Origin of the sequence: Okeania sp. SIO1H4, from assembly GCF_010672695.1 — a bacterium.
In the GTDB taxonomy this organism is placed as follows: Bacteria; Cyanobacteriota; Cyanobacteriia; order Cyanobacteriales; family Microcoleaceae; genus Okeania; species Okeania hirsuta.
The window spans coordinates 36,985-62,883 of sequence record NZ_JAAHGB010000022.1 but is presented as its reverse complement, the minus strand read 5'-3'; the positions used below and the strand labels follow the sequence as shown (position 1 = coordinate 62,883).

The 25,899-nt window shown below is 34.1% G+C and carries 18 protein-coding genes and 2 pseudogenes; 14 read left to right on the top strand and 6 right to left on the bottom strand.

Annotated features, from left to right (window positions below):
- Positions 1 to 1,538 precede the first annotated feature (1,538 nt).
- Positions 1,539 to 2,162, top strand: a pseudogene (locus F6K06_RS16720) (IS1 family transposase); the annotation flags it as partial.
- Between the two features lie 417 nt (positions 2,163 to 2,579).
- On the opposite strand, the gene F6K06_RS16715 reads toward F6K06_RS16720, so the two are convergent.
- On the bottom strand, positions 2,580 to 3,983 hold the full coding sequence (locus tag F6K06_RS16715) for a hypothetical protein (RefSeq protein WP_124143090.1): 1,404 nt from the start codon (positions 3,981 to 3,983) through the stop codon (positions 2,580 to 2,582).
- A 698-nt stretch (positions 3,984 to 4,681) separates the two neighbouring features.
- Positions 4,682 to 5,437 carry a WecB/TagA/CpsF family glycosyltransferase gene (locus F6K06_RS16710; RefSeq protein WP_124143089.1) on the bottom strand — a complete coding sequence of 252 codons (756 nt, stop codon included), beginning with the start codon at positions 5,435 to 5,437 and terminating at the stop codon, positions 4,682 to 4,684.
- Between the two features lie 231 nt (positions 5,438 to 5,668).
- Between F6K06_RS16710 and F6K06_RS16705 the strand changes: the two genes are divergently transcribed.
- The 4 genes from F6K06_RS16705 (at position 5,669) to F6K06_RS16690 (ending at position 11,875) form a co-directional block, all read left to right on the top strand.
- Positions 5,669 to 7,246: a serine/threonine-protein kinase gene (locus F6K06_RS16705; protein ID WP_287242155.1), complete on the top strand. Its 1,578-nt coding sequence runs from the start codon at positions 5,669 to 5,671 to the stop codon at positions 7,244 to 7,246.
- 1,131 nt (positions 7,247 to 8,377) lie between these two features.
- Positions 8,378 to 8,695: a DUF6825 family protein gene (locus F6K06_RS16700; protein WP_124143087.1), complete on the top strand. Its 318-nt coding sequence runs from the start codon at positions 8,378 to 8,380 to the stop codon at positions 8,693 to 8,695.
- A gap of 79 nt (positions 8,696 to 8,774) precedes the next feature.
- Positions 8,775 to 10,535 (top strand): AarF/ABC1/UbiB kinase family protein, encoded by a 1,761-nt coding sequence (locus F6K06_RS16695; protein ID WP_124143115.1) that lies wholly within the window; start codon positions 8,775 to 8,777, stop codon positions 10,533 to 10,535.
- A gap of 1,199 nt (positions 10,536 to 11,734) precedes the next feature.
- Positions 11,735 to 11,875 (top strand): hypothetical protein, encoded by a 141-nt coding sequence (locus F6K06_RS16690; RefSeq protein WP_161564311.1) that lies wholly within the window; start codon positions 11,735 to 11,737, stop codon positions 11,873 to 11,875.
- Between the two features lie 111 nt (positions 11,876 to 11,986).
- Here F6K06_RS16690 and F6K06_RS16685 read toward each other — a convergent pair whose 3' ends face one another.
- Both F6K06_RS16685 and F6K06_RS16680 read right to left on the bottom strand, forming a co-directional pair.
- On the bottom strand, positions 11,987 to 12,316 hold the full coding sequence (locus tag F6K06_RS16685; RefSeq protein ID WP_338043121.1) for a Uma2 family endonuclease: 330 nt from the start codon (positions 12,314 to 12,316) through the stop codon (positions 11,987 to 11,989).
- Positions 12,317 to 12,338: 22 nt separating this feature from the next.
- Positions 12,339 to 12,860 (bottom strand): annotated as a pseudogene (locus F6K06_RS16680) (protein kinase); the annotation flags it as partial.
- Between the two features lie 236 nt (positions 12,861 to 13,096).
- Here F6K06_RS16680 and glgX point away from each other — a divergent pair.
- The 4 genes from glgX (at position 13,097) to F6K06_RS16660 (ending at position 17,307) form a co-directional block, all read left to right on the top strand.
- Positions 13,097 to 15,220 (top strand): glycogen debranching protein GlgX, encoded by a 2,124-nt coding sequence (gene glgX / locus F6K06_RS16675; protein WP_124143084.1) that lies wholly within the window; start codon positions 13,097 to 13,099, stop codon positions 15,218 to 15,220.
- Between the two features lie 460 nt (positions 15,221 to 15,680).
- Positions 15,681 to 16,316 (top strand): hypothetical protein, encoded by a 636-nt coding sequence (locus tag F6K06_RS16670; protein ID WP_287242159.1) that lies wholly within the window; start codon positions 15,681 to 15,683, stop codon positions 16,314 to 16,316.
- Between the two features lie 10 nt (positions 16,317 to 16,326).
- The gene (locus F6K06_RS16665; protein WP_161564310.1) at positions 16,327 to 16,464 is read left to right on the top strand and encodes a hypothetical protein; all 138 of its coding nucleotides are present in this window, start codon (positions 16,327 to 16,329) and stop codon (positions 16,462 to 16,464) included.
- A gap of 96 nt (positions 16,465 to 16,560) precedes the next feature.
- The gene (locus F6K06_RS16660) at positions 16,561 to 17,307 is read left to right on the top strand and encodes a GUN4 domain-containing protein (protein ID WP_161564309.1); all 747 of its coding nucleotides are present in this window, start codon (positions 16,561 to 16,563) and stop codon (positions 17,305 to 17,307) included.
- 212 nt (positions 17,308 to 17,519) lie between these two features.
- Here the strand turns inward: F6K06_RS16660 and F6K06_RS16655 are convergent, their stop codons facing one another.
- Positions 17,520 to 17,771: a hypothetical protein gene (locus tag F6K06_RS16655; RefSeq protein ID WP_124143081.1), complete on the bottom strand. Its 252-nt coding sequence runs from the start codon at positions 17,769 to 17,771 to the stop codon at positions 17,520 to 17,522.
- A 232-nt stretch (positions 17,772 to 18,003) separates the two neighbouring features.
- Between F6K06_RS16655 and F6K06_RS16650 the strand changes: the two genes are divergently transcribed.
- Positions 18,004 to 18,276 carry a hypothetical protein gene (locus F6K06_RS16650; RefSeq protein ID WP_124143080.1) on the top strand — a complete coding sequence of 91 codons (273 nt, stop codon included), beginning with the start codon at positions 18,004 to 18,006 and terminating at the stop codon, positions 18,274 to 18,276.
- 178 nt (positions 18,277 to 18,454) lie between these two features.
- Here F6K06_RS16650 and F6K06_RS16645 read toward each other — a convergent pair whose 3' ends face one another.
- Positions 18,455 to 18,997 (bottom strand): DNA-binding protein, encoded by a 543-nt coding sequence (locus F6K06_RS16645; RefSeq protein WP_287242167.1) that lies wholly within the window; start codon positions 18,995 to 18,997, stop codon positions 18,455 to 18,457.
- Between the two features lie 173 nt (positions 18,998 to 19,170).
- Here F6K06_RS16645 and treZ point away from each other — a divergent pair, with 173 nt between their 5' ends.
- The 4 genes from treZ (at position 19,171) to treY (ending at position 25,747) form a co-directional block, all read left to right on the top strand.
- A complete protein-coding gene (treZ, locus tag F6K06_RS16640) occupies positions 19,171 to 20,994 on the top strand; it encodes a malto-oligosyltrehalose trehalohydrolase (RefSeq protein ID WP_124143078.1) in 1,824 nt (607 codons plus the stop codon).
- 340 nt (positions 20,995 to 21,334) lie between these two features.
- Entirely contained in the window at positions 21,335 to 21,628 is a 294-nt protein-coding gene (locus F6K06_RS16635; protein ID WP_124143077.1) for a hypothetical protein, read from the top strand.
- Between the two features lie 4 nt (positions 21,629 to 21,632).
- On the top strand, positions 21,633 to 22,205 hold the full coding sequence (locus tag F6K06_RS16630) for a hypothetical protein (protein WP_153183453.1): 573 nt from the start codon (positions 21,633 to 21,635) through the stop codon (positions 22,203 to 22,205).
- Between the two features lie 683 nt (positions 22,206 to 22,888).
- The gene (gene treY, locus F6K06_RS16625) at positions 22,889 to 25,747 is read left to right on the top strand and encodes a malto-oligosyltrehalose synthase (RefSeq protein WP_124143075.1); all 2,859 of its coding nucleotides are present in this window, start codon (positions 22,889 to 22,891) and stop codon (positions 25,745 to 25,747) included.
- Positions 25,748 to 25,899 lie beyond the last annotated feature (152 nt).

The window sequence follows — 25,899 nt, the reverse complement described above, 5'->3', positions numbered from 1 at the left end:
CTTATTGCAAGAGGTACTGTTAACTTATAACTGTTAACTGATAACTGAAATTACTCCCATTTCTCTTGCTTTTTCATGAAATTATTACTTTTTTTGAATTGAGGTTTTATCCATAATGATTACTGTAGGTTTAGACAAATTGTAACTATAGTCATTTCAGTTTAGATTGAGACAAGGGTTTATTGCAGCAGAAGGGTTTCAGCCGAAAAAGTGTTTCATTATTATTTGAAATGACTATAAATTTATCTCCAAACTCTATGACTATTTGACTGTCGAACGTGCCTCGATTAATTTCATAATATAATTCATTTTTACTATTCATTAACTCTAAAACATTAATTCTTTTACTTTGACAACTTTTAGCAGTTATTGTTATATGAAATACTCAAATTTTTGCTACAAATACCCACGGCTGTTTCAAGGATTCATAAGTCAGGAGTCAGGAGTCAGTAGGAATAGCGTATATATCATTTATTAGAGTTATTAGAGTCCAACTCTGTTTTTAGTCAAATCGACATTTCTGGGTAAAGTTTTTTAACCAAATAAATTATTAGTAGCATTCTTTTTTATATTTCATATTATTCCTTTTTCCTGTCAAGTATCAGGAATATATGGCATCACAGAGAACCCACTTTTATCTCAATATCTCAAGTCAATTTCTCCTTTTTCATCTTGGTCTTTCAGTTCTAATAGTTAGGCATATTTACTTCTAATTCTCAACTATCAGGGGTTTTGCTCCCTCCTATTTATCACTCTTTTTCAGAACATATTCAATTGGCAGAATAATTATTTTGATCGCTTATTTGATCACATCTATTCCTCATTGTTGATAAATTTTGATCGCCACTTTTCTGAGTTTTTTTGCCTTGATTTGACTCACTGTTTTACTTGGTATTTTTGTGCCTCACTTAATTTCGGTTTCCGACCTCTTCCTATTTGATTATATAACCCTAAAAAACCAGGATTTGCCATATTTTCAACTAATTATAAATAGTTATGCTGCTAACTACAAAGATTTTTATTAATTCTGGGATAGAAAATACCCAATCGCTCAATACTATAAATTAACTTCTCTTTCTCAATTGTGGGAATTGGCTGGAGGAACTTACTGTGAGAACATAGATTGATGATCGACCTTATAAAGGTAAATGTTTTTTCTACTACTGCCTTCTGGAGCTGCTATAATTACTCAACTTAATTAACCATAATTTATGTTGTATATTATAGTCATTTCCGCTTAATTAACGACCGTAAATTTCTGAGGTGCTAGGTAGTAGGTGGAAATGTTCAAGAATTGGTAGTCCTGTATATGTAGTGATATGTTAATATCAGCCATCAATTTCTGACATTAATCTCTGAAATATTGAACTTCGGCCTAGTTGAAAATCAAAATTTTATTTGGTAGGCGATTGCTAACACAAAGCTCCGCTAACGCTGAATATAACCAACCACTAAATTATGAATAAATCCACCCTAAATATCATACCAAAAATCATCCTAATATACAGTTCAACAATTTTTCATTCACATCTAATCCCATGCAAAATAATCATTTAATTTGTCCAAGCTGTGGTAGTAGCCATATTATTAAAAACGGGACAATTAATCATAAAAAACAGAAAGATCAATGTCAAACCTGTAAAAGGCAATTTGTCCCCAATAACTCCAAAGTATACATCAACAATCACTCCCATTGAATTGATTGATAAATTATTACTAGAAAAAATCAGTTTGGCTGGCATTATTCCGATAACAGGTGTATCTGAAAAATGGATGCAAAACTATGTCAATCGTAAGTATGCTGAAGTTTCACAGTCTGTTCAATGTACTAAAAAAAAACCGGGAGACTGACCATTGAGTGTGATGAAATGTGGTGATTTGTTGGGAATAAAAACAACAAACAGTGGTGATGGCTAGCAATTGATATAGGAACTAAAGAAATTGTGGGTTTCTTTTAAGGAGAAAGACCAGAAAAAGGTGCAAGTAGATTGTGGAATTCATTGCCTGGTATCTATGGGCAATGTGCAGTTTATTATACAGATTTTTGGTCAGCTTATGATCTGATTTTTTCTGATTGTAGGCATAAATCAGTAGGAAAGGAAACTGGTTTAACTGCTCATATAGAAATATTAAATAATACTTGACTTCAAAGAATTTCTCGTTGAGTCAGGAAAACTTTATCTTTCTCTAAAAAATTAGAAAATCATTTGGGAGCTACGCGCGTATTTCATTCATGATGATCATCAAGCGATCGCTTCACCATAATTTGATCACTATATATACAGGACTACCCAAGAATTAATTATTAATAATTAATTCTTGAAAAGAAGAGGATTGACTAATCATGAAAATTTTTATTTATTATCCCCTTAAAAGGGGAGGCTTTAAACCACAATTTTTCGATAAAATTGATAATTTATGGATAATAATTGATTTTATTTTAAATTTTTGAAGAGGTCTATTATATCAAGCCTGATTAATTAGCCAAGGGTAAAAATGTGATCTCTGATAAATTTCTTCCTGTGCCCTGTTCCCTGTTCCCTAAAATTTTTATTGTGGAAATTCAAAGATACATAATATTATTGGCATTGTTTCTGTTTATTCCAGTGAGTACAATTGCCTTTTTTGACTCCACTAATTGCCTGTTTACGACTCTCAAACAATTCTAAAATTCCATCAATAATTATTTTTACTAAATCTTGGTTACAGCCATCAATAAAATCTTCAGGAGAAATACTTTTTTGAAATAATTCTTTAGTTCTTTCCCTTTGTTTTTTTACTTCTTCAAATCCTATATATATAACTATAAATGTACTCAATGGTGAGTTTCTCATATCATAAGCGGCATTTTGACATCGCCCGTCTGCCAACAAAGTTAATACTTCACGTTCCAGACTATTTTTAGGCTGATAAGGATTATTAATATCTGGTAAAAAACTCTCCAAATGAGCCGGATTAAATCCTTGAGTTGGCAATTCTCCAATCATTGTAGAAAGAGGTATATTCAAGCCCAATCGCATAGATAATGCTTCAATAAAACCTAGAGTAAAAATTTTACTTCCTAGATAAATTTTAGCAATTTCAAGATTTTTCTTTGCCTGATTAACCCAAATTATGTAAGTTTTTTCATTGGGTTCTCCATCAAATCTGCGAAAAATTAAATCGGGATTTAAAGATTTAATAAAACCTTCAGTTTTTTCTAAAGCAATTCGGTACTCAGAAATAGTGTATGAATTACCATTGATGAGATTGTGGTTAGTTTCTGGTAATAAATTCCAGGTATTATCTAGAAAAATTGAACTAGGTGAACCAAAGCCAATAACATCTCGATTAGATAGTCTAACTGATTTTTTAATTGTTTGATATAGTTCAGCATCAGTTAAATTAATATTCCACTTAATATTAGTTTCTTTAAGTCTTTGATAAAGACGTTCAGTAGCAGTTAAGCCATTTTCTGAAATAGGTTGAAATGGAATACTAGCTTCAATACAAGCAGCGATTTTAAATAGATGTTTAGTTGTCAAAAATTTTTCCATTGCTTTGGTCGCAACAACAGCGCTCATAAATTCATTTTGCCCACCAAAAGGTAATAAAATCTGACCAGCAAAAAAACCAAAAATAGATGCTATTATTTCAAAAATTTTATCTTTCGGCAATTCATTTGTTTCCCGAATTTTTAATTTTCCTTGTACCTCTTTAATATAAGGAGTAATGTAATAGCTGAGATTAAAATTAACACTATGATCTATTTGTAGATAGACTACATCATGGAATAAAGCAGCTAATACTTCTATTGCATCCTGTGAACCTCCCACTTCAAAGATATGATTTGGAGTATGAAAATAACGCCAAGGACTCATCATTGGTTGCACAACTAACTCGGCAATTTCAGCAAGTTTTTCTGATTGAACTTCTACCTGTAATTTCCCAGTTGCCCATTTCAATTTTTCTAAGCATCGTTGATATTCATATTCAAAATTCATAATTTTTTGATTCCTTATTTATGAATAAAATGTTGTACTTTACTAAGTTTTCCTTTCTCAGATATATCGCTAGATTTTTTTGATGTGGCTGTTCTATAACAATTTTTTTTAGCTCTCGGAAATAGCGTTATTGATACTAATTCGTCAAAACTATATGACATAAGTTGTACAGTTTATTTGATTTTTTTGCCTACCTTTCCCTATCTCAATTTTTTATAGTGCTTTGCAGATAACTTTACCAATTTTATATGAGACTGCATAGAATTAGGTTTAGGTGTTAGGTGTTAGGTTTGATACCAATTTTATGTGAGGCTGCACAGAATTATGAAATTTATTAACAAGTCTTTCTCGATCTACACTCAATTCTGATTAAAATATTATTCTATGCAACTTCTTATGAATTGGGTATTAATTCTTAAAAACTTGACCAATAAAAATATTTAAAGCTTCAGAATAGGCAAAAATAACAACTAATTTTAATACCAAATACTCTCATCTCTATTTAGCTATTCCCTATTCCTCACTTTCTAAAATTGAGAAATATGTACTTCATAAAAGTGATAAATTCCACAAAATTTAAATCAAACTTTCTTGCTCCCGATCAAAATTATTCCTAGAAGTCAAAATTAATAGTTGACTTTTCACTACAAATTAGGTTAAATTATCAACTATAAACATTACAATTGGCTTAATCCTTACTAAAATTTCACCTCCATTAAAGTCTTCCAAGCAAAATGTGGTAAAGCCAACATTCGTCGCCAGCGCCAAGGTTCTTGATAAAGTCTATACAACCACTCCAAAGAATTGTTACAAAACCAATCAGGCGCTCTTTCCTTCACCCCAGCCCATATATCCAAACTACCACCAATACCAATCCAGACTGCGTGAGGACAAATATGTTTATGTTCTGCAATCCACAACTCCTGGCGAGGTACTCCCAAACCTACAAATATTAGTTTTGGCTGTAACTGCTCTAAAGTACTTAGCAATTCTGTTTCTTCTGCCGGAGATAAATAACCATGCTGACAAGCAAACGCTAACTCTGACACTTTTTGTTGCCAAATGTCTGCCGCTTTCATAGCTACCCCTGGTTTTCCTCCATAGAAAAATACCAAGTTGTCTGGATTCTGTCTTGGTACTTGCCACAAAATACTCTCTGCTAATTCAATACCAGGACAACGCTGTACAGATTTACCCTTAAGCCTTAAGTATAGAACAACACCTGCCCCATCAGGAACTACCAATTCAGCTCGACGGATTATCTCAGCCAAGACGTGATTTTTCTCTCCCTGCATAACCATTTCAGCATTTAGTGTCACTACATGAGTTCCCAGTCCCTTCTCTAATCGAGAAAGTAAATAACCAGAGTAGTCATCAATACAATGTATTGGTAAACCTAGGACAAAATTTTTTGCAGGTAGACCAAGTGCGGACTCAGAATTTTTTTCACTCATATTTATTTTGATTTTATTGATTTATTTTTTTGTTTTACTATCCTCAATACCTACTGATTTAGATTAGTTGATTCCGCTCTTTCAGGCTAGTGCTTAACGACTTTCTTTCACCCTGATGCCATATCAAGATTTTCCAATTTTAGAAACTTAATCTATAATCAATCGAACAGAATCAACTACAAAAATATTGTTGTATTCTGACAAGTAACGCTTTTGTGAAAATTAGTGTTTATGAATCTTAAACCAGGAGTTGTCCTTCAAAAAGGAAAATATACTATTGATAGTATCTTAGGCCAAGGAGGCTTTGGTATAACCTACCGAGCTATTCATCATCAACACAATCAAATTGTTGTCCTGAAAACCCTGAATGAAAGTCTACGCCATCATCAAGATTTTGCTAAATTTAAACATCAATTTATAGATGAGGTTCATCTTCTGACAAACTCTAGACATCCTAACATCGTTAGAGTGTGGGACTTTTTTGAGGAAGAGCAGTTCTTCTTCATGGTAATGGACTATATTCCTGGTCAAAATTTGGCTGATTTAATACAGTCTGGCCATAAACTTCATCCCAACGAAGCTATTGATTATGTACATCAAATTGCTTCAGCTTTATCAGTAGTTCACAAAAATGGTTTTTTACATCGGGATATACAGCCTAAAAATATTATTAGGCAACAGGGAACTAATACAGTAATACTCACTGATTTTGGTATTACCTGTGACTTAACTGCTGGAATTAGGCAAACTTATACTAATTTATTTTCTGTGGGATATGCAGCACCTGAACAGTGCGATCTAGAACAAAAGTTAACTCCCGCAGCAGATATTTATGCTTTGACTGCTACATTATACTATTTACTTACTGGTAAAGCTCCTACTCCTGCAGCTTTAAGGCTCAGTGATGAAGCTATTCCTCAAACACTTATAGTGTCTACAACTGAGCTAAGATTACTGGAAACGAATCTTTCTCCAAATATTGAGAATGCGATTATCAAAGGATTGGAAATAGACCCTCAAAAACGACCTCAAACTTTGGATAATTGGTTTGCACTACTGTTGGATAAGTCGGAGATTTCACAGGTAAGTAAACAAAAATACCAAGTAAAAGAAAGTTGTTGTGAAGTTAATAGTAATTATGGCTTGATGGATACTAACTTTAAGTCAAATATGAATAATAAAGTTAAAAATGATTTTAGCAATCAATCAAAAATCAAGAATTATCACGAAAATAAAGCACCAATTAATATTTTAAAAAATTGTTCTTTGGAAAAGAATTTTAATTGGATTAATCAACTTTCTTTGCAATTAACAATTTTTTTAGTGTTTCTATTTACAGCAGCAACTTTTGGGTGGATAGGTTTTGATATTACCCTTCGTTATAGTTATGCAAAAGCTAACAAAAAAACAGTATCTTTAACGGCAGGTAATTTACTAGAAACTCTGAATAATGAGTCTGAATATGCTTTCAGAGAGCACGATCCATCTAGCCCTCTTTTTGATTCTCCTTCGGTAAAAACTTACTCTACAACTCCACCAAAATTGAACAAATTGCCTAAACCTTATGTTGACACAGATGAAGTTTTTCCTAATAGTGGGTCTAACTCTTCTGGGGAGAATTACCAGTCATATCAACCATATTATTCTTCTGATTTAAAAATTCAAATACCTAGCCACAATTATTCTGTCAATGAAGAAATTTATTTGTCAGAAAAATTAGACTATCCTTCTGACCATCAATCTAAACCTCTTGAGTATAACTATCAAAAATATCAACAACAAAATCAGTATCCTAATGACTACTATTAATTTGATTTTTTACAGATAAATTATAAATTCAATTTTTGAAGCAATGTTTGTAGCAGTATTTTTCACATTTTAGTTAATGCTAAAAATTACATACTTTATACCACATCTGAATACTTGCTATCGTGAGCGATCGCTACTCTAAAAAAATATACAATAATTCAGCTAACAGCTATTTATATCAATTATCAAAAATCATACTATAAAAATCAAATTAAAAAAATCTGCATAGTAAAGAGTCGATCAAATCCTAGTTGCCATCTATCTCTATCATTATTTCTTATTTTTTTTCTTTCTTTATTTCTTATTCATCCCTCCCTTTTCCATAATTTTACTATTGTGGTATTAGATAGATAGAAATAGAATTAGTATTTAGAGTAGATAAATATACTTGTATTCTATAACACTTTAATACTGGGAAGATTTTCATTAATTATTGGACATGGCCTGTAGGATAATTATACTCCTACAGCACTTTTTAGGATAGTAAGGTACGCTTTTAAGGCTAATCTTTTTTCCCTACTCCCTACTCCCTAAAGTCCTAAAATTTTGTACCTTATCAACTCCAAAACTGCTGTAATATCATGTCCGTTTAATTAGTAATAGTAATAAAAAACTTTCTTCTTCTCTTCCTTCTTCTTCCCTCCTGACTCCTGTACGTCGCTAATCCGACGGCTGGATCCCCTACCTGACTCCTCCGTAGTTATTTCTAAGTATTTAACCGGACATGATATAACACATCTGCAAGTTCAGATTGGAAAAATAAAACAAAGGTAGACATCTTGCTACCTGCAAGATACGGATATTTATAAGATGATGTGATACAATACTTTACAATCAGCATAGTTTTAATAGACAACTGAGATAATTAGGTCTCAAAAACTGGAAAAGATTAACAAATCAAGTAAATAAATTAGAAGTATTTTAACAGGGTGGTGATTAAGGTATTTTTATAGTAAATATATAGTAAATAAATCAAACATCAAGCATTAAAATTTGCTTAACAACCATTAGCATAATTGAAAAATCAAGAGAAACCTTGTTAAGTAAGTAAAAATAAAGATAAGCCTTGCTTTTCCAGAAAATATCAATCAAAATTAATTAGTAAATTTTCAACATAGACAACTTTGAATTATGAGTAAATCACCACTTCATGCCTTTTTCGTTGGTAGAGCTATTGCAGAAGGAGTTTACGAACAACTAGAAAATGTTGTTACCAACTCTCTTAGTACACTAGGAAAATTTGATGCAGAGCAAAGAGAGAATTTGCGAAGTTTCATTGAACAAGCATTAGAAAGAGCAGACCGGGAAGCTCAAGCAGAAAATAATGTCAGTAGCTCCAGCAACTTAAACTATCAACCCAAAGACCTACAAGCTATAATCGACGACTTAAGAGCTGAAGTCGCTCAAGTTAGATCGGAACTACAAAAATATCGTAGTGGTTCTGTCTAAAGACAACCCAACCGCTAATTTTGTCCATTGCTATCAGCAAATCTTTAAATCATATCACAAATTATTATATACTGCTACTGTGTCTGTTCTCCTTGATGACAACATCATTAACCGCAAGGGACAAGCTAACTATACAACTGGAGGCTCAATGACCAAAGCCTCCACAAAATCCTATAGTGATAAAGCTTATCGCTGGAATAGAGAAAATTATTCTCGCCAGCGTCGTTACATTGATATTTGGGCTTTTTTTCTCACCTGGCTAACCTGGCTATGGGTAGACAAAAAAAATTGGAGCTACCGAGGGGGAGTAACAGAAGAAAAGAAAAATCTCAGACGTCGCAAACAAGCAATTTGGGTACGAGAGACAATGCTAGAATTAGGTCCCACCTTCATCAAGTTGGGACAACTATTCTCTACCCGTGCAGACTTATTTCCTGTTGAGTACGTCGAAGAGCTTTCAAAACTCCAAGATAAAGTCCCCGCTTTCAAATACGAACAGGTAGAAACAATAATCTTAGAAGACCTCGGAAAAAATACAGACGAACTATACCATAGCTTTGAACCAGTACCCCTAGCTGCGGCGAGTTTAGGTCAAGTTCATAGAGCACAACTTCATTCTGGCGAAGATGTAGTAGTCAAAATACAAAGACCAGGGCTGAAAAAACTATTCCAAATCGATCTAACTATTCTTAAAGGGGTAGCTCGTTATTTTCAAAGACATCCAGAATGGGGTCGCGGTCGAGATTGGTTGGGTATCTATGAAGAATGTTGCCGAATTCTGTGGCTAGAAATAGATTATCTCAACGAAGGTCGCAATGCTGATACCTTTCGCCGTAACTTCCGAAATTGTAATTGGGTAAAAGTACCAAGAGTTTATTGGCGGTATTCAGCACCACGGGTACTGACCTTAGAATATGTCCCGGGTATCAAAATTAGTAATTATGAAGCTCTGGAAGCGTCAGGTCAAGACCGCAAGGCTTTGGCTAGAATGGGGGCTGAAGCTTACTTAAGACAACTTTTGAATGACGGGTTTTTCCATGCCGATCCTCATCCGGGCAATATTGCTGTTAGTCCAGAGGGGGGATTGATTTTCTACGATTTTGGCATGATGGGACAAATCAAGTCCAATATCCGGGAAAAACTCATGGCAACTCTCTATGGCATTGCTTCAAAGGATGCTGAAAGAGTGGTTGTCTCTCTAATAGATTTAGGAGCGTTAACTCCTACTGGAGATATGGGTCCGGTGAGACGGTCGATCCAATATATGTTGGATAATTTTATGGATAAGCCGTTTGAAGCTCAGTCAATCACAGCTATTAGTGATGATTTGTATGAGGTTGCTTATGACCAACCTTTCCGTTTTCCGGCAACTTTTACTTTTGTGATGCGAGCTTTCTCTACTTTGGAGGGGGTTGGTAAGGGTTTAGACCCAGAGTTTAATTTTATGGAGGTGGCACAACCGTTTGCCATGGAGCTGATGTCTGATGGAAATTCTCAAAATACTATTTTTAATGAACTAGGTCGTCAAGCGGCTCAGGTTAGTTCTACTGCTTTGGGTTTGCCTCGTCGTATTGAGGATGCGATTGATAAGTTGGAGCAGGGGGATATTAGGGTTCGGGTTCGGGCTACGGAAACAGATAGGTTGGTTCGGCGGGTTAGCAATGTGCAAATGGGTACTAATTATGCCCTGCTTATCAGTGGTTTTACTTTGTCGGCGACTATTCTCTATGTTAATAATCAGCCTGGTCTAGCATTAGCTTTGGTTTTAGTGGTTGTTGTGATGGGGTTTGCTTTTATACGATTGTTGAAGCGTATTAATAGGTTAGACAAGATGATGTAATAAATTTTTTCTATCTTTAACTATTTTTACCCACCCTAGTAAATTACATTTGGTGGGTTTTTAAGTTTTAGTTATAGGTTTTAATTTTTTGTTTGAAAATTTTAAAGTTTGTCATCGATCTCTGACAAAAAAATTTTGAAGTTTTCTCTATTGGCTAACGAAGTTTCAATATTTTCACTTCTGTTCTTCAATTTTGTGGTAAGCTATGAACAGTGGTAAATTCCAACGGCTAGTTATCACTTGACTAGATCTTAAAGCTGCAAATACTGATTATTTGGTTGTTTTGCTTGGCGATCGCTCCTATCTTCCTCTACTATGAATAACTAATTTTTCTCTTCTCTTTTTTATGGGAGTTGACCTATCTACTTTTTTGTGATACTTAGGTTGTGATTTTGGTAGATATTAGCCTTTATTTCACTTAGTTCTTTAGCTTTTTGGTGTTCTTTAGTTGAATAAAAAGTCATGTGCATAGGCGAACAGCCCCTAAAAATAAAATTTTATCAAAATTTTTGAGCCAAGGCAACAATCCCTCCCATTACCGATTTTTTTTATCAGCTTTAGAGAATGAATGTTTTTGTTTTGGGTTTATAGATAGCGATCGCTTCTAGAATTTTAGATATGATTGATACTTAGAGGATACGAACATGGAAAAATTCATCTGATTTTTCCTGAGCTTCACAAAATGATTTTCGGCGGTCTAGGTTTGGCTAGCTATTTCTATGACAAAAGAGATTATTAGTCTGAAAAAATACTTTTACCGGGTTGAATAAAAAGTCATGCGTATAGGCGAGCAAACCCCAATAATAAAATAGTATCATGGTTATTTAGGGAGTGCAAGGCAAAATCCATCGCCGTTTTTTTTGGAGCTTAATAAAATGATTGTAGGATAACAATAGAAGTAGCGATTGCCACAAGAGAGAAGAAAAAGTGGCAGTAAGATTTTCCCTTGCCAGAGGTTGTTCATTCCCATATACATATTCCATTGAGAGGCTGCACAAAATGATTTTCGTGTAGATTTCTATGACAACATAGACTATACTATATTAGTTACTCTCAAAAAAATTCATTTTTTGCGTTGAATAAAAAGTCATGCGTATAGGCGAGCAATCCCTAATAATAAAATAGTATCACGGTTATTTAGGGAGTGCAAGACAAAATCCATCGCCGATTTTTTTGGAGCTTCATAAAATGATTGTGGGATGAGAGTAGGTAATGTTATAGAAGTAGCGATCGCCACCAGGAGAACAGCAGTGGGAGGAAGATTCTCCCTTGCCAGAGGTTGTTATGTATATCTTTCTGAGCTTCACAAAATGATTTTCGCTATTTTTGGGGAGATGTAAGATAAATCTCTATTTATTTTTTTTGAAGCTTGAGAGAATGATGAGGTAAATAGAGAAAAGCGCATACAAGGATTCTGCCACGGATGTACGGATGGATTAACGAGTTTATTTCTACTTCTGTTGAAATTCCTTTAATAACCAAGGATAAACTTGACCTTGGTTTGTTTGGCAACTGCGCTGAAGTGCTTCTTCTAACAAAGAAATAGCTAAACCAGGCAAAACTTGAGACTGATTAATTTTTCTACTTCCTCCATTGGCAACTGCAAAAGCAATAATTTCTAGATTCTGTACGTCAACTATCCAATATTCAGAGACATTCATTGCTTCATACAACAAACGTTTTTCACCTTTATCATCTAATAGGGAGGTATTAGCAACTTCAATGACTAGGGTTGGTGGAGGATAAATATCTAGATCGATAATAGAAGTTCCCCTTGGAATAACATTTGCATTTTCACCAATGTAACAAGAGACATCGGGTTGAGCTTCTCGAAATCCAGTTTTGATGAATTACTTGTTGAGAATGAATAAATTCCAATACAGGCAATAAACTTTTTAACAACTCTACAACTTGACTTTGATCAAAAGCTCCCGACTCTTCTAATTCCTGTTGTAAATTTTGCCCGTCGATAAATTCTTGTACTAAATACTGTCGATTATCCTGAGTAAAATATGCTAAAAGTTCGGGAATTTGTGGATGTCTACCTAAACCATCTAAACGTTGAGCTTCTTGAGCAAATAATTCCGCAGCTTTTGATAAATATTTAGTTCCTTGTGCTTGAGGAAAAAATTGTTTAATTACACAAAAAGGCTTTGAAGGTTTATATTCATCTACTGCTTGAAAAGTTCTGCCAAAACCTCCTTGCCCGATAATTTTTAGAGGGCGATAACGTTCGTTTAAAACCAATTTTTCACCACAGCTTTGACAGAATATTGTTTCTGGTGGGTTAGGTTTTAAACAGTCAGGATTTAAACATTGAGTCATTTCAGTTATCGGTTATCAGTTTTCCAGTGCGACCATCTTGCTCGCCTATTTAATAATAATACCAAACCTGTTAGGAATTGAAATTATTTTCTGGGAATTGAAATTATTTTCTGACAATTTTAATAATATTCTGGCGAGCTAGAAGCTCGCACTGGATAGCTCGCACTGGATAGCTCCCATTGGATGGCTCGCACCGTTTGCTGTTATTCTAATTATGAAGAGTTCCCGGTTGATTTATGTATGTACCTCTTTGGCCTGGAAAACCATTTCCCCTGGGAGCATCCTGGGATGGTAAAGGCACCAACTTCGCCATCTTCTCTGAAAATGCTACCAGTATAGAACTTTGCTTATTTGACAAGCAAAACCAAGAAACACGACTCACTCTGACAGAAGTAAGTAACTTTGTCTGGCATGGATATCTACCAGGTATTAGTCCTGGTCAAAAATATGGATTTCGAGTACATGGCCCCTACGAACCATCCCAAGGTCATCGTTTTAACCCCAATAAATTACTAATTGACCCTTACGCTAAAGCAATTGATGGGGATATCCTCTATGGTCAAGAAATATTTGCCTATTCTTGGGATAATCCAGAAAAAGATTTAGCTTGTACTTTAGATGATGATGCTCATCTGATGCCAAAATCTGTGGTAATTGATGAAAGTTTTGATTGGGAAAACGACAAATTATTAAACATTCCCAACCACGAAACCATAATTTATGAAATTCATCCCAGAGGATTTACTAAACTCCATCCTGATATTCCCGAAAATCTCAGGGGCACTTATGCAGGGTTAGCACATCCAACAGCGATCGCTTATTTCCAATCTTTAGGCATTACAACGGTGGAGTTAATGCCAGTACATCATTTTCTCCGATATCCAGGACATTTGGTTGATAAGGAATTATCTAATTATTGGGGTTATGACTCGATTAATTATTTTGCTCCCTACTGTGGTTATAGTTCTAGCGGTAAAGCAGGGGAGCAAGTTCGAGAATTTAAACAAATGGTCAAAGCATTGCACAATGCTGGTATTGAGGTGATATTGGATGTAGTCTACAACCATACTGGAGAAGGTAATCATCTGGGTCCGACTTTATCTTTCAAAGGTATTGATAATGCTGCCTATTATCGCTTAGTAGAAGATGAACTCCGCTACTATATGGATTTTACTGGTTGTGGTAATTCTCTCAACGTTCGTCACCCCCAGGTATTGAAGTTAATTATGGATAGTCTGCGCTACTGGGTGACGGAAATGCACGTGGATGGTTTTCGATTTGATTTAGCTTCAGCTTTGGCGCGAGAATTATATGACGTAGATACTTTGGCAGCTTTCTTTGATATTGTGCATCAAGACCCGGTTATTTCCAATGTGAAATTAATTGCGGAACCTTGGGATGTGGGAGAAGGTGGTTATCAAGTTGGGAATTTCCCCCTCTTGTGGTCAGAATGGAATGGTAAATATCGAGATGCAGTTAGAGATTTTTGGCGAGGGGAAGAGGAAACATTATCTGAATTTGCCTATCGTTTTACAGGTAGTTCTGACTTATATGCTGCTAATGGTAGATTACCTCATGCGAGTATTAATTTTGTAACTGCCCACGATGGTTTTACTCTCAACGATCTAGTTAGTTATGACGAAAAACATAACGAAGCAAATGGGGAAGATAATAATGATGGAGAAGAATATAATCGTTCTTGGAATTCTGGAGAAGAAGGAGAAACAGACGACCCCGATGTACTAAATATAAGAAACCGTCAAAGGCGTAATTTTTTAGTGACTTTAATGTTATCTCAAGGCGTACCAATGTTATTAGGTGGAGATGAATTTGGGCGGACACAAAATGGTAATAATAATGCTTATTGTCAGGATAATCAAATTTCTTGGTTGGATTGGAATTTACAAGTAGAAAATTCAGATTTATTAGATTTTACTCGACAGTTAATTTATTTCCGTTGTCAACATCCAGTATTTCATAGACGTAAGTGGTTTCAAGGTCGTGCTATTCATGGTTCGGATGTAAATGATATAGGTTGGTATAATCCTGATGGTGGAGAAATGACTGAGGAACAATGGAATATTGATTTTGCTAAAGCTGTTGGTATATTTTTAAACGGAGAGGAAATTCCTGCTAGTGGCGAACGTGGGGAAAGGATTATTGATGATAGTTTTATGATATTTTTTAATGCTCATTATGAGTTGATAGAGTTTACAATTCCTCCTAAGTTTAAAGATATAAATTGGGTGGTTATTGTTGATACGAGTAAGTCTCGTTTTGTGGAGAATGGTAAGCAATATAAAGCTGAGGTTCCTATTCCTGTTATGGAACGTTCAATTGTTGTTTTACGGCGTTTATAAACATTCAGCTATTAGCAGTCAGCTCTCATATTTTTAAGGAATGAAAAATTATTTGTAAGCATTTAGGTATTAGCTATCAGCTCTCAGCTTTTTAATTAATAGGATGCATCTTAGATATTTGTAAAAATACTTTTTTTCTATTGCCTGTTGCCTATTGCTTTTTCCTTAAAAGCAATAAATTTTTGGCTTTGTTCAAAATTTAGATGCACCCAATGAATGAAAAAATCATTCGTTTAATTTTCTGTTCAAATTTGATTCATTATAGGTTATCTGGAATTGGTAATTTATCAAATGATATAAATGATATATAAGTATTGCCACTAACAAATCAATACAGTATGGGAGAAGCAAGAATTCAAGCTTAGGTATTGTATATCTATAGTCTTTTAGGACTAAAGGATAAAGAGTAGATTTTTCTATTCATGTTCAATAAAAAAAAATAATCTGGTACTTCAATAAAATGGCAAAAAACTATCTGAAAGCTTCAGCTAAAGCAGGTCGTGTATTTGCTGGTCCTCTAGCACCTCTTTTTGAAGGTGTTCTTAGTCTCTATGAAGATGAACAAATAGAAAACCGTGAAGCTAAACTAGACGAAATGATTAGCAAAGTAGAAAACGTGAGCCGTGAAACTCTTGAGGAAATATTTGAAGCTAGAACCGATATAAAGGAATTAAGAGAACAATTTATCTTGGGAATGGAAATTTGTTTTTCTGTTCTGGCTAAAAATACGGCGTTATTATCTAGCCCAGATTTAGAAGAAAATCTTCCTTTTTTGATGGAACCATATAGGGAAAAGTTAGAAGCAAGTGGGTTGATTACAGATGAAGTTTTAGCTGATGAACTTTATAAATTTTACGAGAAAGATACCCGACTTTTTTTAGCACATATTTCTGCTGATTTTCCTGTGGGAGAACTTCGTACTAATGAAGCTTTACCAGTTGTTATTTCCAACTTTTTAAGCAGATGTTCTGGTCAGGGATTAAATCAACAAGCTAAAATATTTAATGCTTTAAGTAAAAAAAATCCAGGTAGTGAACCTTTAAAGGTAAAAAGCTTGATGCTTCAGGAACAAGTGATTAAGAAAATAGGGGAATGAGAAAATATTTATGGCTAGTTTATTTCAAGAGTTTCTAGAGAAGATTAGACAACGAAGTGGTAAATATGAAGATATTAAAGAGGAAATTCTTAAGGATATTTTACAAGTTTATAAAAGGTATGAATTATTTATAAATACTCTAGAATAAGGGGGCTTTGATATTAGTAACTTGAGGCTAAATGAATCTCTGCGAGTAATTTTATCTGATTTTTTAAGCCTATGTAATGGTCTAAATATAGACGAATTGCATAAAATTTTTAGTAAATTACATCATAAAAATAAAGGTCTTACTTTATTAAAAGAAATTAGAGATATACTGGAACAAGATAAAAATCAAAAAATTAATATTTCTCCTACATATCCACTACCAGAACTATCAATACTACCAATATCAATTCCTCCTATAGAATTACCTATAGATCGGCAGGTTCCACAAAAACCAGAAGAAACTACTATTTTAGAACCAAATTTCGACCCAGAAATTTATGGTAAATTAGAAGATTTTCTGCAAAAAAAAAAGTGGAAAGAAGCTGATTTAGAAACTATGAGATTAATGATAGAAATTGCTGACAGTATTGAAAGTTCTAATCACGTTCCAAAAAATAGAGATTTGATAACACGGCTAGACAGTGAAGACATACAAAAAATACCTGATGAAGCATTAAAAATCATGGATAAACTTTGGTTTGAATACAGCAACGGTAATTTTGGTTTCAGTGTTAAAGCAAAAATTTGGTGTAAATGTAAAGGCAGGCCAGGAGAATTTAATTTTTCAATTTACAAGAACAAATTTGCAAAATATATCGGTTGGTATGATGGTAGAAAATGGATAGAAAGGTATGATGATTTTAATTTTTCTAGTGAAGCAAAACCAGGACATCTTCCTTCTTTAAGTTTTCCCGATCAAAAAAATTACCAAATCAACCGCATTCGCTGGAAAGAAACTTTTGAAGTTCTCTTACCACGTTTTTTTAATTGTGGATTAATCTAATAAATTAGGGTTCATACCAAAGTTGCTACTCTTAACCCTGAACTTTATGCTCAAATAGAAATACAAGGAAAATGGTCGGATGCACTGGCTCAAACCCAAATTAATTATCCTCAAATTATGATGACTGGTGGTAATAGTGGTTCAGGAGACTCTGCGTCAAATTTATTTAATTTATTGCAAATAGAACATTTAACTGGACTTGCAGGCAACCTTCAACTTAACCAAGGAACATCCACGCCATTACTTTCCAGATCGCCAACAACACATTCTCTTCCCCCAAACTTAGAAAAGAAAAGTTGACCAGCACACTCCGCTGAACTTAAGATTCCAATTGTTCTAGTAGTAGATACATCTAGTTCGATGTCTGGTGAACGTATTGATTCCTTAAATGCTGGAATTGCTGCTTTTAAAAAAGAATTTGAACCAAGTAGCAAAATATCCCAATCTGTGGAATTAGCTATCATAAATTCTAATAGTAATGGGCAAGGAATTCAAAATTTTGTGAATATGGATAAATTTGCCCCATCTCCTTTCAAAGCTGAAGGAGAAACGATGATGGGTGAGGGAATTAATTTAGCATTGCGAAAAATAGACAATTATCAGAATAATTACTAAAGCAATAATATTCAGGACTCTCAAAAACCTTGGTTATTTTATATTATAGGTATACCTCCAACTGACAGCAATTGGCAAACAATGGATAAGGAATGGCAAAAATCAGCGCAGCGTGCGAAAGAAGCGGCAAAGGCAAATAAACTCAATTTTTTTCTAGTCGGTGTTCAGGGAGTAGATATGATTAACCTCAGAGAAATTGCTTCTCCACAAACACAACCTAAGTCGCTCAATGGTTTGAAATTCCCTGAATTCTTCCACTGGCTTGCAGAGAATCTCAACACAGTTTCCAATAGTAAGCCAGGTGCTACTATTTCAATTCTCCCTATTACAGAATCCGCAAAAGATAAAGATTGATTATTAGACACTATTCTCTAGGGGCGAATAGCCATTCGTCCTTACACTGGTCTACCAAAATGAAAACCGTTGTAATATTCTTATCTTCCCTGAAGAAGATTTAGAGTTAAGGATGAGCGATCGCCACACATCCTTAACTCTAAATCTACCCAAAACCACTATATATAGTAGTTAAAAACTATAACGTTGCATATATACAGTGTTTAGCCTTTCGACTTTTTTGTTTTACCCGCTGCTGAACTACTTCCGGAGGCGGACCATAATCTCCATTACTGAAATATACTCGCTCTACTATATTTCCCGGTTCTACTTCAATCCACAGACGGGCACCTCCAGCTTGACTTCTATTAGGTTGATGGGGTTGATACACTATCTGGCAAGGCCCATGAATTTTTACAGCGTGGCAATAATCTTTTTTACTTCCTACTTTTACGGCGACTGCTGTATGAGAGGTTCCATGGTCTCGGTTATAATCTATAGTCTTTCGCAGAACATGAATAAAAGTATTAGCTGTGCGTTGATTTTTATTCCAAGTGGGTTCAGGGCCACGACGACCAGGTGTAATTTCTGGCATTCCTCTATGATTTAAAGGAATTCGCCAAAATCTTTTGACTTTACGCGCACCTATAACTCGGCCAGTATTTAGTAGAAAACGCAATCTACCTGTCGAGATATTTAGAAGAAAAGCCGCTTCGGTGGTACTAACTAATGAGACACTCATAACTATAACGTTGTAGTTTTAAATTATTTAAATGAAAAGGAAGGAGAATTGATAATCTTTTTTTAAAAAAGTAATTTAGTTTTAAGAGGTGAGTAAATTAACAGATGAAATTGTAGTCTAAAATTAGACAACATTATTATAAAAAATTCAACGCCCTCAGAGTATATAAATTTATGAAAATCGGTAGCCATTATTCAGCAGAAACAAATAAATGCCAATTTAATGTTTGGGCACCTCTACGAGAAAAGTTAGCTGTACATATTGTACATCCCCAAGAAAAATTTATTGAACTTCAAAAAGATGAATGGGGATATTGGCAAGGAGAAGCAAAAGACATTGACCCGGAAACTCTATATTTTTATCAATTAGACCGAGAAACTGACCGACCAGACCCAGCCTCTAACTGGCAACCTCAAGGAGTACATAGTCCTTCTAAAGTAGTAGACCATCAAAAATTTACCTGGAATGATACTTCTTGGCAAGGTATCCCTTTGGCAGAAATGATTATCTATGAACTTCATGTCGGTACTTTTACTCCCGAAGGAACTTTTGCAGCAATTATTCCGAGGTTGCCAGAATTAAAAGATTTAGGGATAAACACTATAGAAATTATGCCCGTAGCTCAATTTCCAGGCGATCGCAACTGGGGCTATGATGGAGTTTATCTTTATGGCGTCCAACATTCTTATGGTGGGCCGGATGGTCTAAAGCAGCTTGTTAATGCTTGTCATCAAGTAGGCATCTCTGTAATTTTGGACGTTGTTTATAATCATTTTGGTCCAGAGGGAAATTATCTCTGGGATTATGGTCCCTATTTTACGGATAAGTATCATACTCCTTGGGGAAATGCTGTTAATTTTGACGACGCATATAGTAATGAAGTCCGTAATTTTTTTATTGAAAATACTTTGTATTGGTTAGATAAATATCATATTGATGGTTTACGTTTAGATGCTGTTCATGCCATTTATGATATGAGTGCCGAACCTTTTTTACAACAGTTAGCTGCTAGGGTAGAAGAGTTTAGTAAAAATGATGGAAGGAAGCATTATTTAATTGCGGAAAGTGACTTAAATGATGTGCGAGTTTTACGTTCAAAAGAACAAGGAGGGTTTGGTCACGATGCTCAATGGTGCGATGATTTTCACCACTCTCTGCACAGTCTTTTAACAGGAGAAAGTTCTGGATATTATTCTGATTTTAAGAGTATAGAATCTCTGAAAAAATCTTATAAAGAAGGATATGTTTATACAGGAGAATTTTCACCTCACCGCCAGAGAAATCATGGTAATTCAACGGTTGGTTTTGCCGGAGAAAAGTTTGTAATTTGTATTCAAAACCACGACCAAATAGGTAATCGATTAATAGGAGAAAGATTATCAGCTTTAGTAGATTTTGAAGGATTAAAATTAGCAGCAGGAGCAGTTTTAATTTCTCCATTTGTACCAATGTTATATATGGGAGAAGAATATGGAGAAGAAGCTCCTTTTATGTATTTTGTTAGTCATGGAGATCCTAACTTAGTAGAAGCAGTGAGAAAAGGAAGGGCAGAAGAATTTAAGTCTTTCAATTGGTCTGGAGAAGTGCCCGATCCTCAAGGTGAAAAAGTATTTATGGACTCTAAATTAAATTGGGAAAAATCCAGGGAAGGTAAATATGGAGTTTTACGTTCTTTTTATAAACGCTTAATTGAGCTACGGAAAAAAATTCCAGTATTAGCTAAGCTTGACATCTCTCAAATAGAAGTAAAAAGTTTAGCAGATAAAAATGTCTTATTGCTTCACAGGTGGGGAGAGAAAAGTAGTGTATTGAGTCTGATGAATTTTGAAAAGCATTCTGTGACATTTGAACCTCAACTACCCACAGGAAATTGGCAAAAGCTGATTAATTCCTCAGACCGAGAATGGATGGGAGAAGGTGCTGCTTTACCTAAAAAATTATTATCTGGACAAACCGTGACGATTAATCCTTTAAGCTTTGCTCTTTATGAGACTTGATCGGAGCATTCCCCAGAGAACATACATTAGACCTCTCCTGAAAAGAGGGAGTAGGGAGAAAGAATTGATGATTTTTGCGGGATAATTGATTTTATTTTTGATTATCGTAGATATCTATTTTTAGGTTTAAAAGTTATGATGGCCAACATCACCTATAATTGATCGTAACGACTCAAAATATATTTTATTGACATTAGTCGAGTGTCAGTGAAATTGATTTCTCAATTTTAGTGTATATTGTTGAGTCTTGATTTAATACAATACTTAAAAATTCATGATAAATTTCCCAAAAAACGTTTTTTCTGAGTCTTTTCCAATTTTTCAAAAATTACCTCCTTCCATGACTTCCATAAGGGAAATAAAAGTTTTTAAGTATTTCTCTCGTTGCCTTTACTCTGGTGCTGGAGAAATAGTCGATCTTAGTTCAGGAGTAGCAGGAACAGTATATCCCTTTGCCTTGGAATTATCAAAAAATCAACAAGTATTAGAGAAAAAATCTAGAATTTATGCCTATGATGCTTTTACAACTCCAAAACAAAAAATTGCAGCTAGAGGAGGCAAAATTTATTTCTCAAATACTAGAGAAGTTCAAAAACAAGACTCCTACTTACACATATTTCAAAAAAAACTGTAAGACTTTGATTGACTATGTTAATGTTTGTAATGGAGATATTACTACATTGTCATGGCAACATAAACCCATTGAGATTATTCACATTGATATAGCCAAAAAATTAAAAGTATGGCAACACATTGTCAAAGAAATTTTTCCTCATTTTTGTGTCAATAAAACTATTGTTGTTAATCAATATTTTTATCGATCAAGACTTCCTTGGTTAATTTATTCTACTGGCATAATCCTGCCCTATATTGAATTTTTATACCATGTGATTGATGGTGTTATATATTTTAAAATAGTTCAAGAAAGACCATCATTTATTCTTGGTAAACTCGCAGAAGATAATTTTAGTATTGCTGAGAAGATATATGCAATCAATAAAATTACGGAGGTACTTGATGATTGTATTTTTGTAGGTAATATTAACAAGGATTTAATGAAAGGACTTATGGAGCTAGCAATTGCTTATATTTATTATTATTTTGGCAGCAAACAAACATCTTCTACCTTGGCAGAATCACTCAAGAATAATCATGCTATTGTCAAGCATTACTCGGGGTTCTTTCGGAAATTAGGCGTTTCTCTTCATTGAAGCTTAACTACTATCAAATTTTAATTATATTTGGGCTACATGAAGAATAAATATAAAGTTTAATATCTCAAAAAAATTTATCTGTTAAACGTGAAATTTTGAACTTTTAACGTAAGCATTCAGCAGTCAGCCATCAGCTATTTGTTATTAACTCATGATCATACTAGAGGGGAATTATCCACCAAGGAGAATTAAAATTAATTAATGAAATTGGCTATAACCTAACCTCAATTCTTGCTTGAATATGTTCAAAAGTTGATTGTTGTTTGCGAAGCATAACCTAGGAAATGCTAATAGCTGTTTGCGGAGCATGACCTAGGAAAAGCTTACCTTTTAAGAACTAATTAATCAACACTTATAGCAGTTTTCATGTTTCATAGAATACAGAGATTTTAGCTGAAAGGCAGCGGGAGCTGAAGTTTTGTAGTCAACATGAATGAAAACTGCTATATTTATATCTATATTAACTATGCGAATTCTCATAACGACATTATATAATTTAATCTACTTATAGTTTTGACTTTGGAAGTAGATCAAGTCGTAGTTTTATATTTAGCCAAACTAGGAATTTTTCAGATTTATCCTTTTCCTAAATGTTTGAAAAACAGATATTTATCTGTTAAACGTAAAATTATGAACTTTTAACAGTCAATTAATCACACTTAATTATCTCTATATTAACTATGCGAATTCCCATGACGACCTATAGAATTCAATTTACTCCTAATTTTGGCTTTGATTCAGCTAAAGCTATAGTTACATATTTAGCGGAACTAGGAATTTCTGATATTTATGCTTCTCCTATATTTAAAGCAAAAACAGGAAGCAACCATGGATATGATGTAGTCAATTCTAATATACTTAATCCTGAATTAGGTGGCAAAGAAAAATTTGCTGAACTAGTCACAGAAATTAACAGTAATCAAATGGGATGGCTACAAGATATTGTGCCTAATCATATGGCATTTAGCAGCCAAAATCATATTCTGGTTGATGTCTTAGAAAATGGTCCTGAATCTCAATATCGTGACTATTTTGATATTGACTGGAATCATCCTTATGAAGGTATCAAAGGTAGAGTTTTAGCACCTTTTTTAGGTAAATTTTATGGAGATTGTTTGGAAAGTGGAGAGTTAAAACTTAATTACGGCCAAAATGGATTAACTGTTAACTATTATGATCATCAATTTCCGATTAGAATTGATTCTTATACTCAAGTTTTAACCTACAATATCGGCAAATTAAGAAATAAATTAGGCAGAAAAAACCAAGATTTTGTTAAATTACAAGGAGTTCTCTATAGCTTAAAATATATTCCTTCTGGAGCTGAGGGGAGAGAAAGGTATGACCAAATTAGCTTCATCAAAGGGATGTTGTGGGAATTATGGAATGAAAATCTACATATTCAAGAATTCGTTGAAGAAAATATAGAGACTTTTAACGGGGTTCCGGGAAAGCCAGAAAGTTTTGACTTATTAGATAAATTATTATCCGAGCAATATTTTCGTCTATCTTTCTGGAAAGTGGGTAATGAAGAATTAAACTACCGACGATTTTTTACAGTAAATGATTTAATTTCAGTCAGAGTAGAAGATGAACAAGTATTTAATACTACCCATGCTCTAATTTTAGAAATGTTAAAAGAGGAAAAATTTACAGGTCTGAGAATCGATCATATTGATGGACTGTACGATCCTGCTCAGTATTTAAACAGACTGAGAGAAAAAGCAAATGCTCCTTATATAGTTGTCGAAAAAATTCTTGAACCTAGCGAAGATTTACCTGTTAATTGGCCGGTTCAAGGAACTACAGGTTATGATTTTTTAAACTATGTTAATGGTATTTTTTGTGACCATTTTAAGGAAGAAGAATTCGACCAAATTTATTCTCGGTTTATTCAAGGTACTTCTAACTATGGGCAGCTAGCTGATCAAAACCAAAGGCTGATTATTAACAAACATTTAGCCGGAGATATTGATAATTTAGCTCACTTACTTAAAGATATTTCTAGTAAATATCGATATGCCAGTGATTTTACTATTTTTGGTTTGAAAGCTGCTTTAGTAGAAGTTATGTCGGTGTTTCCGGTGTATCGGACCTATGTTAGTAAAGAAGGGGTTAGTAAGGCAGATCGAGAATGTATTCAGAGAGTAATTGCTAAAACGAAAGAGAAAATTCCTTTCTTTATCAATGAACTTTTGAATGAATTGAGTTTTATTGAGAAGTTTTTGTTGTTTGAATTTGATGAACATTTAAACCAGGAAGATAAAGATAAATGGCTACATTTTGTGATGCGGTTACAACAATTTACCGGACCTTTAATGGCAAAGGGTGTAGAAGATACTGTTTTATATGTTTATAATCGACTTATTTGTCTCAATGAAGTTGGTTCAACTCCTAGTAAATTTGGAGTTTCAGTTGAAGATTTTCATGGATTTAATCAACATCGTATTGCGTATTGGCCTCATACTATGAGTGGAACTTCTACTCACGATACAAAACGTGGGGAAGATGTCAGAACGCGAATTAATGTACTATCAGAAATTCCTGGAGAATGGGAAAGTTATCTACAGAAATGGCAGGAAATTAATGCTCCTCAAAAAGATTGTGTAGCAGGTTTAGATGTTCCTGCATCTAATGATGAATACTTTTTATATCAGACTTTGTTAGGTGCTTTTCCTGTTGATGAAAGTGAATATCCAACTTTTGTCGAAAGGATTAAAGAGTATATTATTAAAGCAATTCGAGAAGCAAAAGTTAATACAGGTTGGTTAAGACCGGATGATGATTACGAAAGTTCACTTATTAAGTTTGTAGAACATCTACTTAATAAATCAGAAGATAATGAATTTTTACCAGCTTTCCGACCTCTGCAACGTAAGGTTCAATATTACGGTGTTTTTAATTCTTTATCTCAGGCTTTTTTGAAACTTACTTCTCCTGGAGTTCCTGATATTTATCAAGGTACAGAATTGTGGGATTTGAGTCTTGTTGACCCTGATAACCGTCGTCCCGTTGATTTTGAAAAAAGAGCAGAGTTTCTGAAGGAAATTAAGACAAAAATAGAGTCCGATATTTTAGGATTGATTGAAGAACTTTTGCAAACTCCAGAGACTGGTAAGATTAAAATGTTTTTAATTTACCAAGCTTTACAGGCACGCCGAGAGTATTTGGATTTATTTCAAAGAGGAGATTACCAAAAGTTAATTGTTATGGGTAGTTTGAAAGATCATATAGTTGCTTTCTCGAGAAAATGGGGAGATAGTACAGCGATTATTATAGCTCCCAGATTATTAACTAAGTTGATTCAAGAAGGAGAAAATCCTTTAGGAGAACAAGTATGGCGTGAGACTCGAATATGTTTACCTTCTGGTTCTTCTTTGGTGTGGAAAAATGCAATTACTCAACAAAAACTTAAAGAAGAGAAAGAGGATACTTTATGGATTAGAAATGTACTGAATCATTTTCCTGTAGCATTATTAATTAATGAGCAAGGTGAAACAAATAATGATTCTGAACCAACAGTAGATTCTCAAAATTAAGTATACTTTGATTTTGAATTTTGAATTTTGAGATTTGATCAACATCAAATTTAGCCCGCCAGAAAACTTTTAGAAGGCGGGATTATCGCTGCGCTTGAAGTCAGAAATAGGAACTCAGAAGTCAGAACTTTTTTCTCTGAGAATTTTCGGTA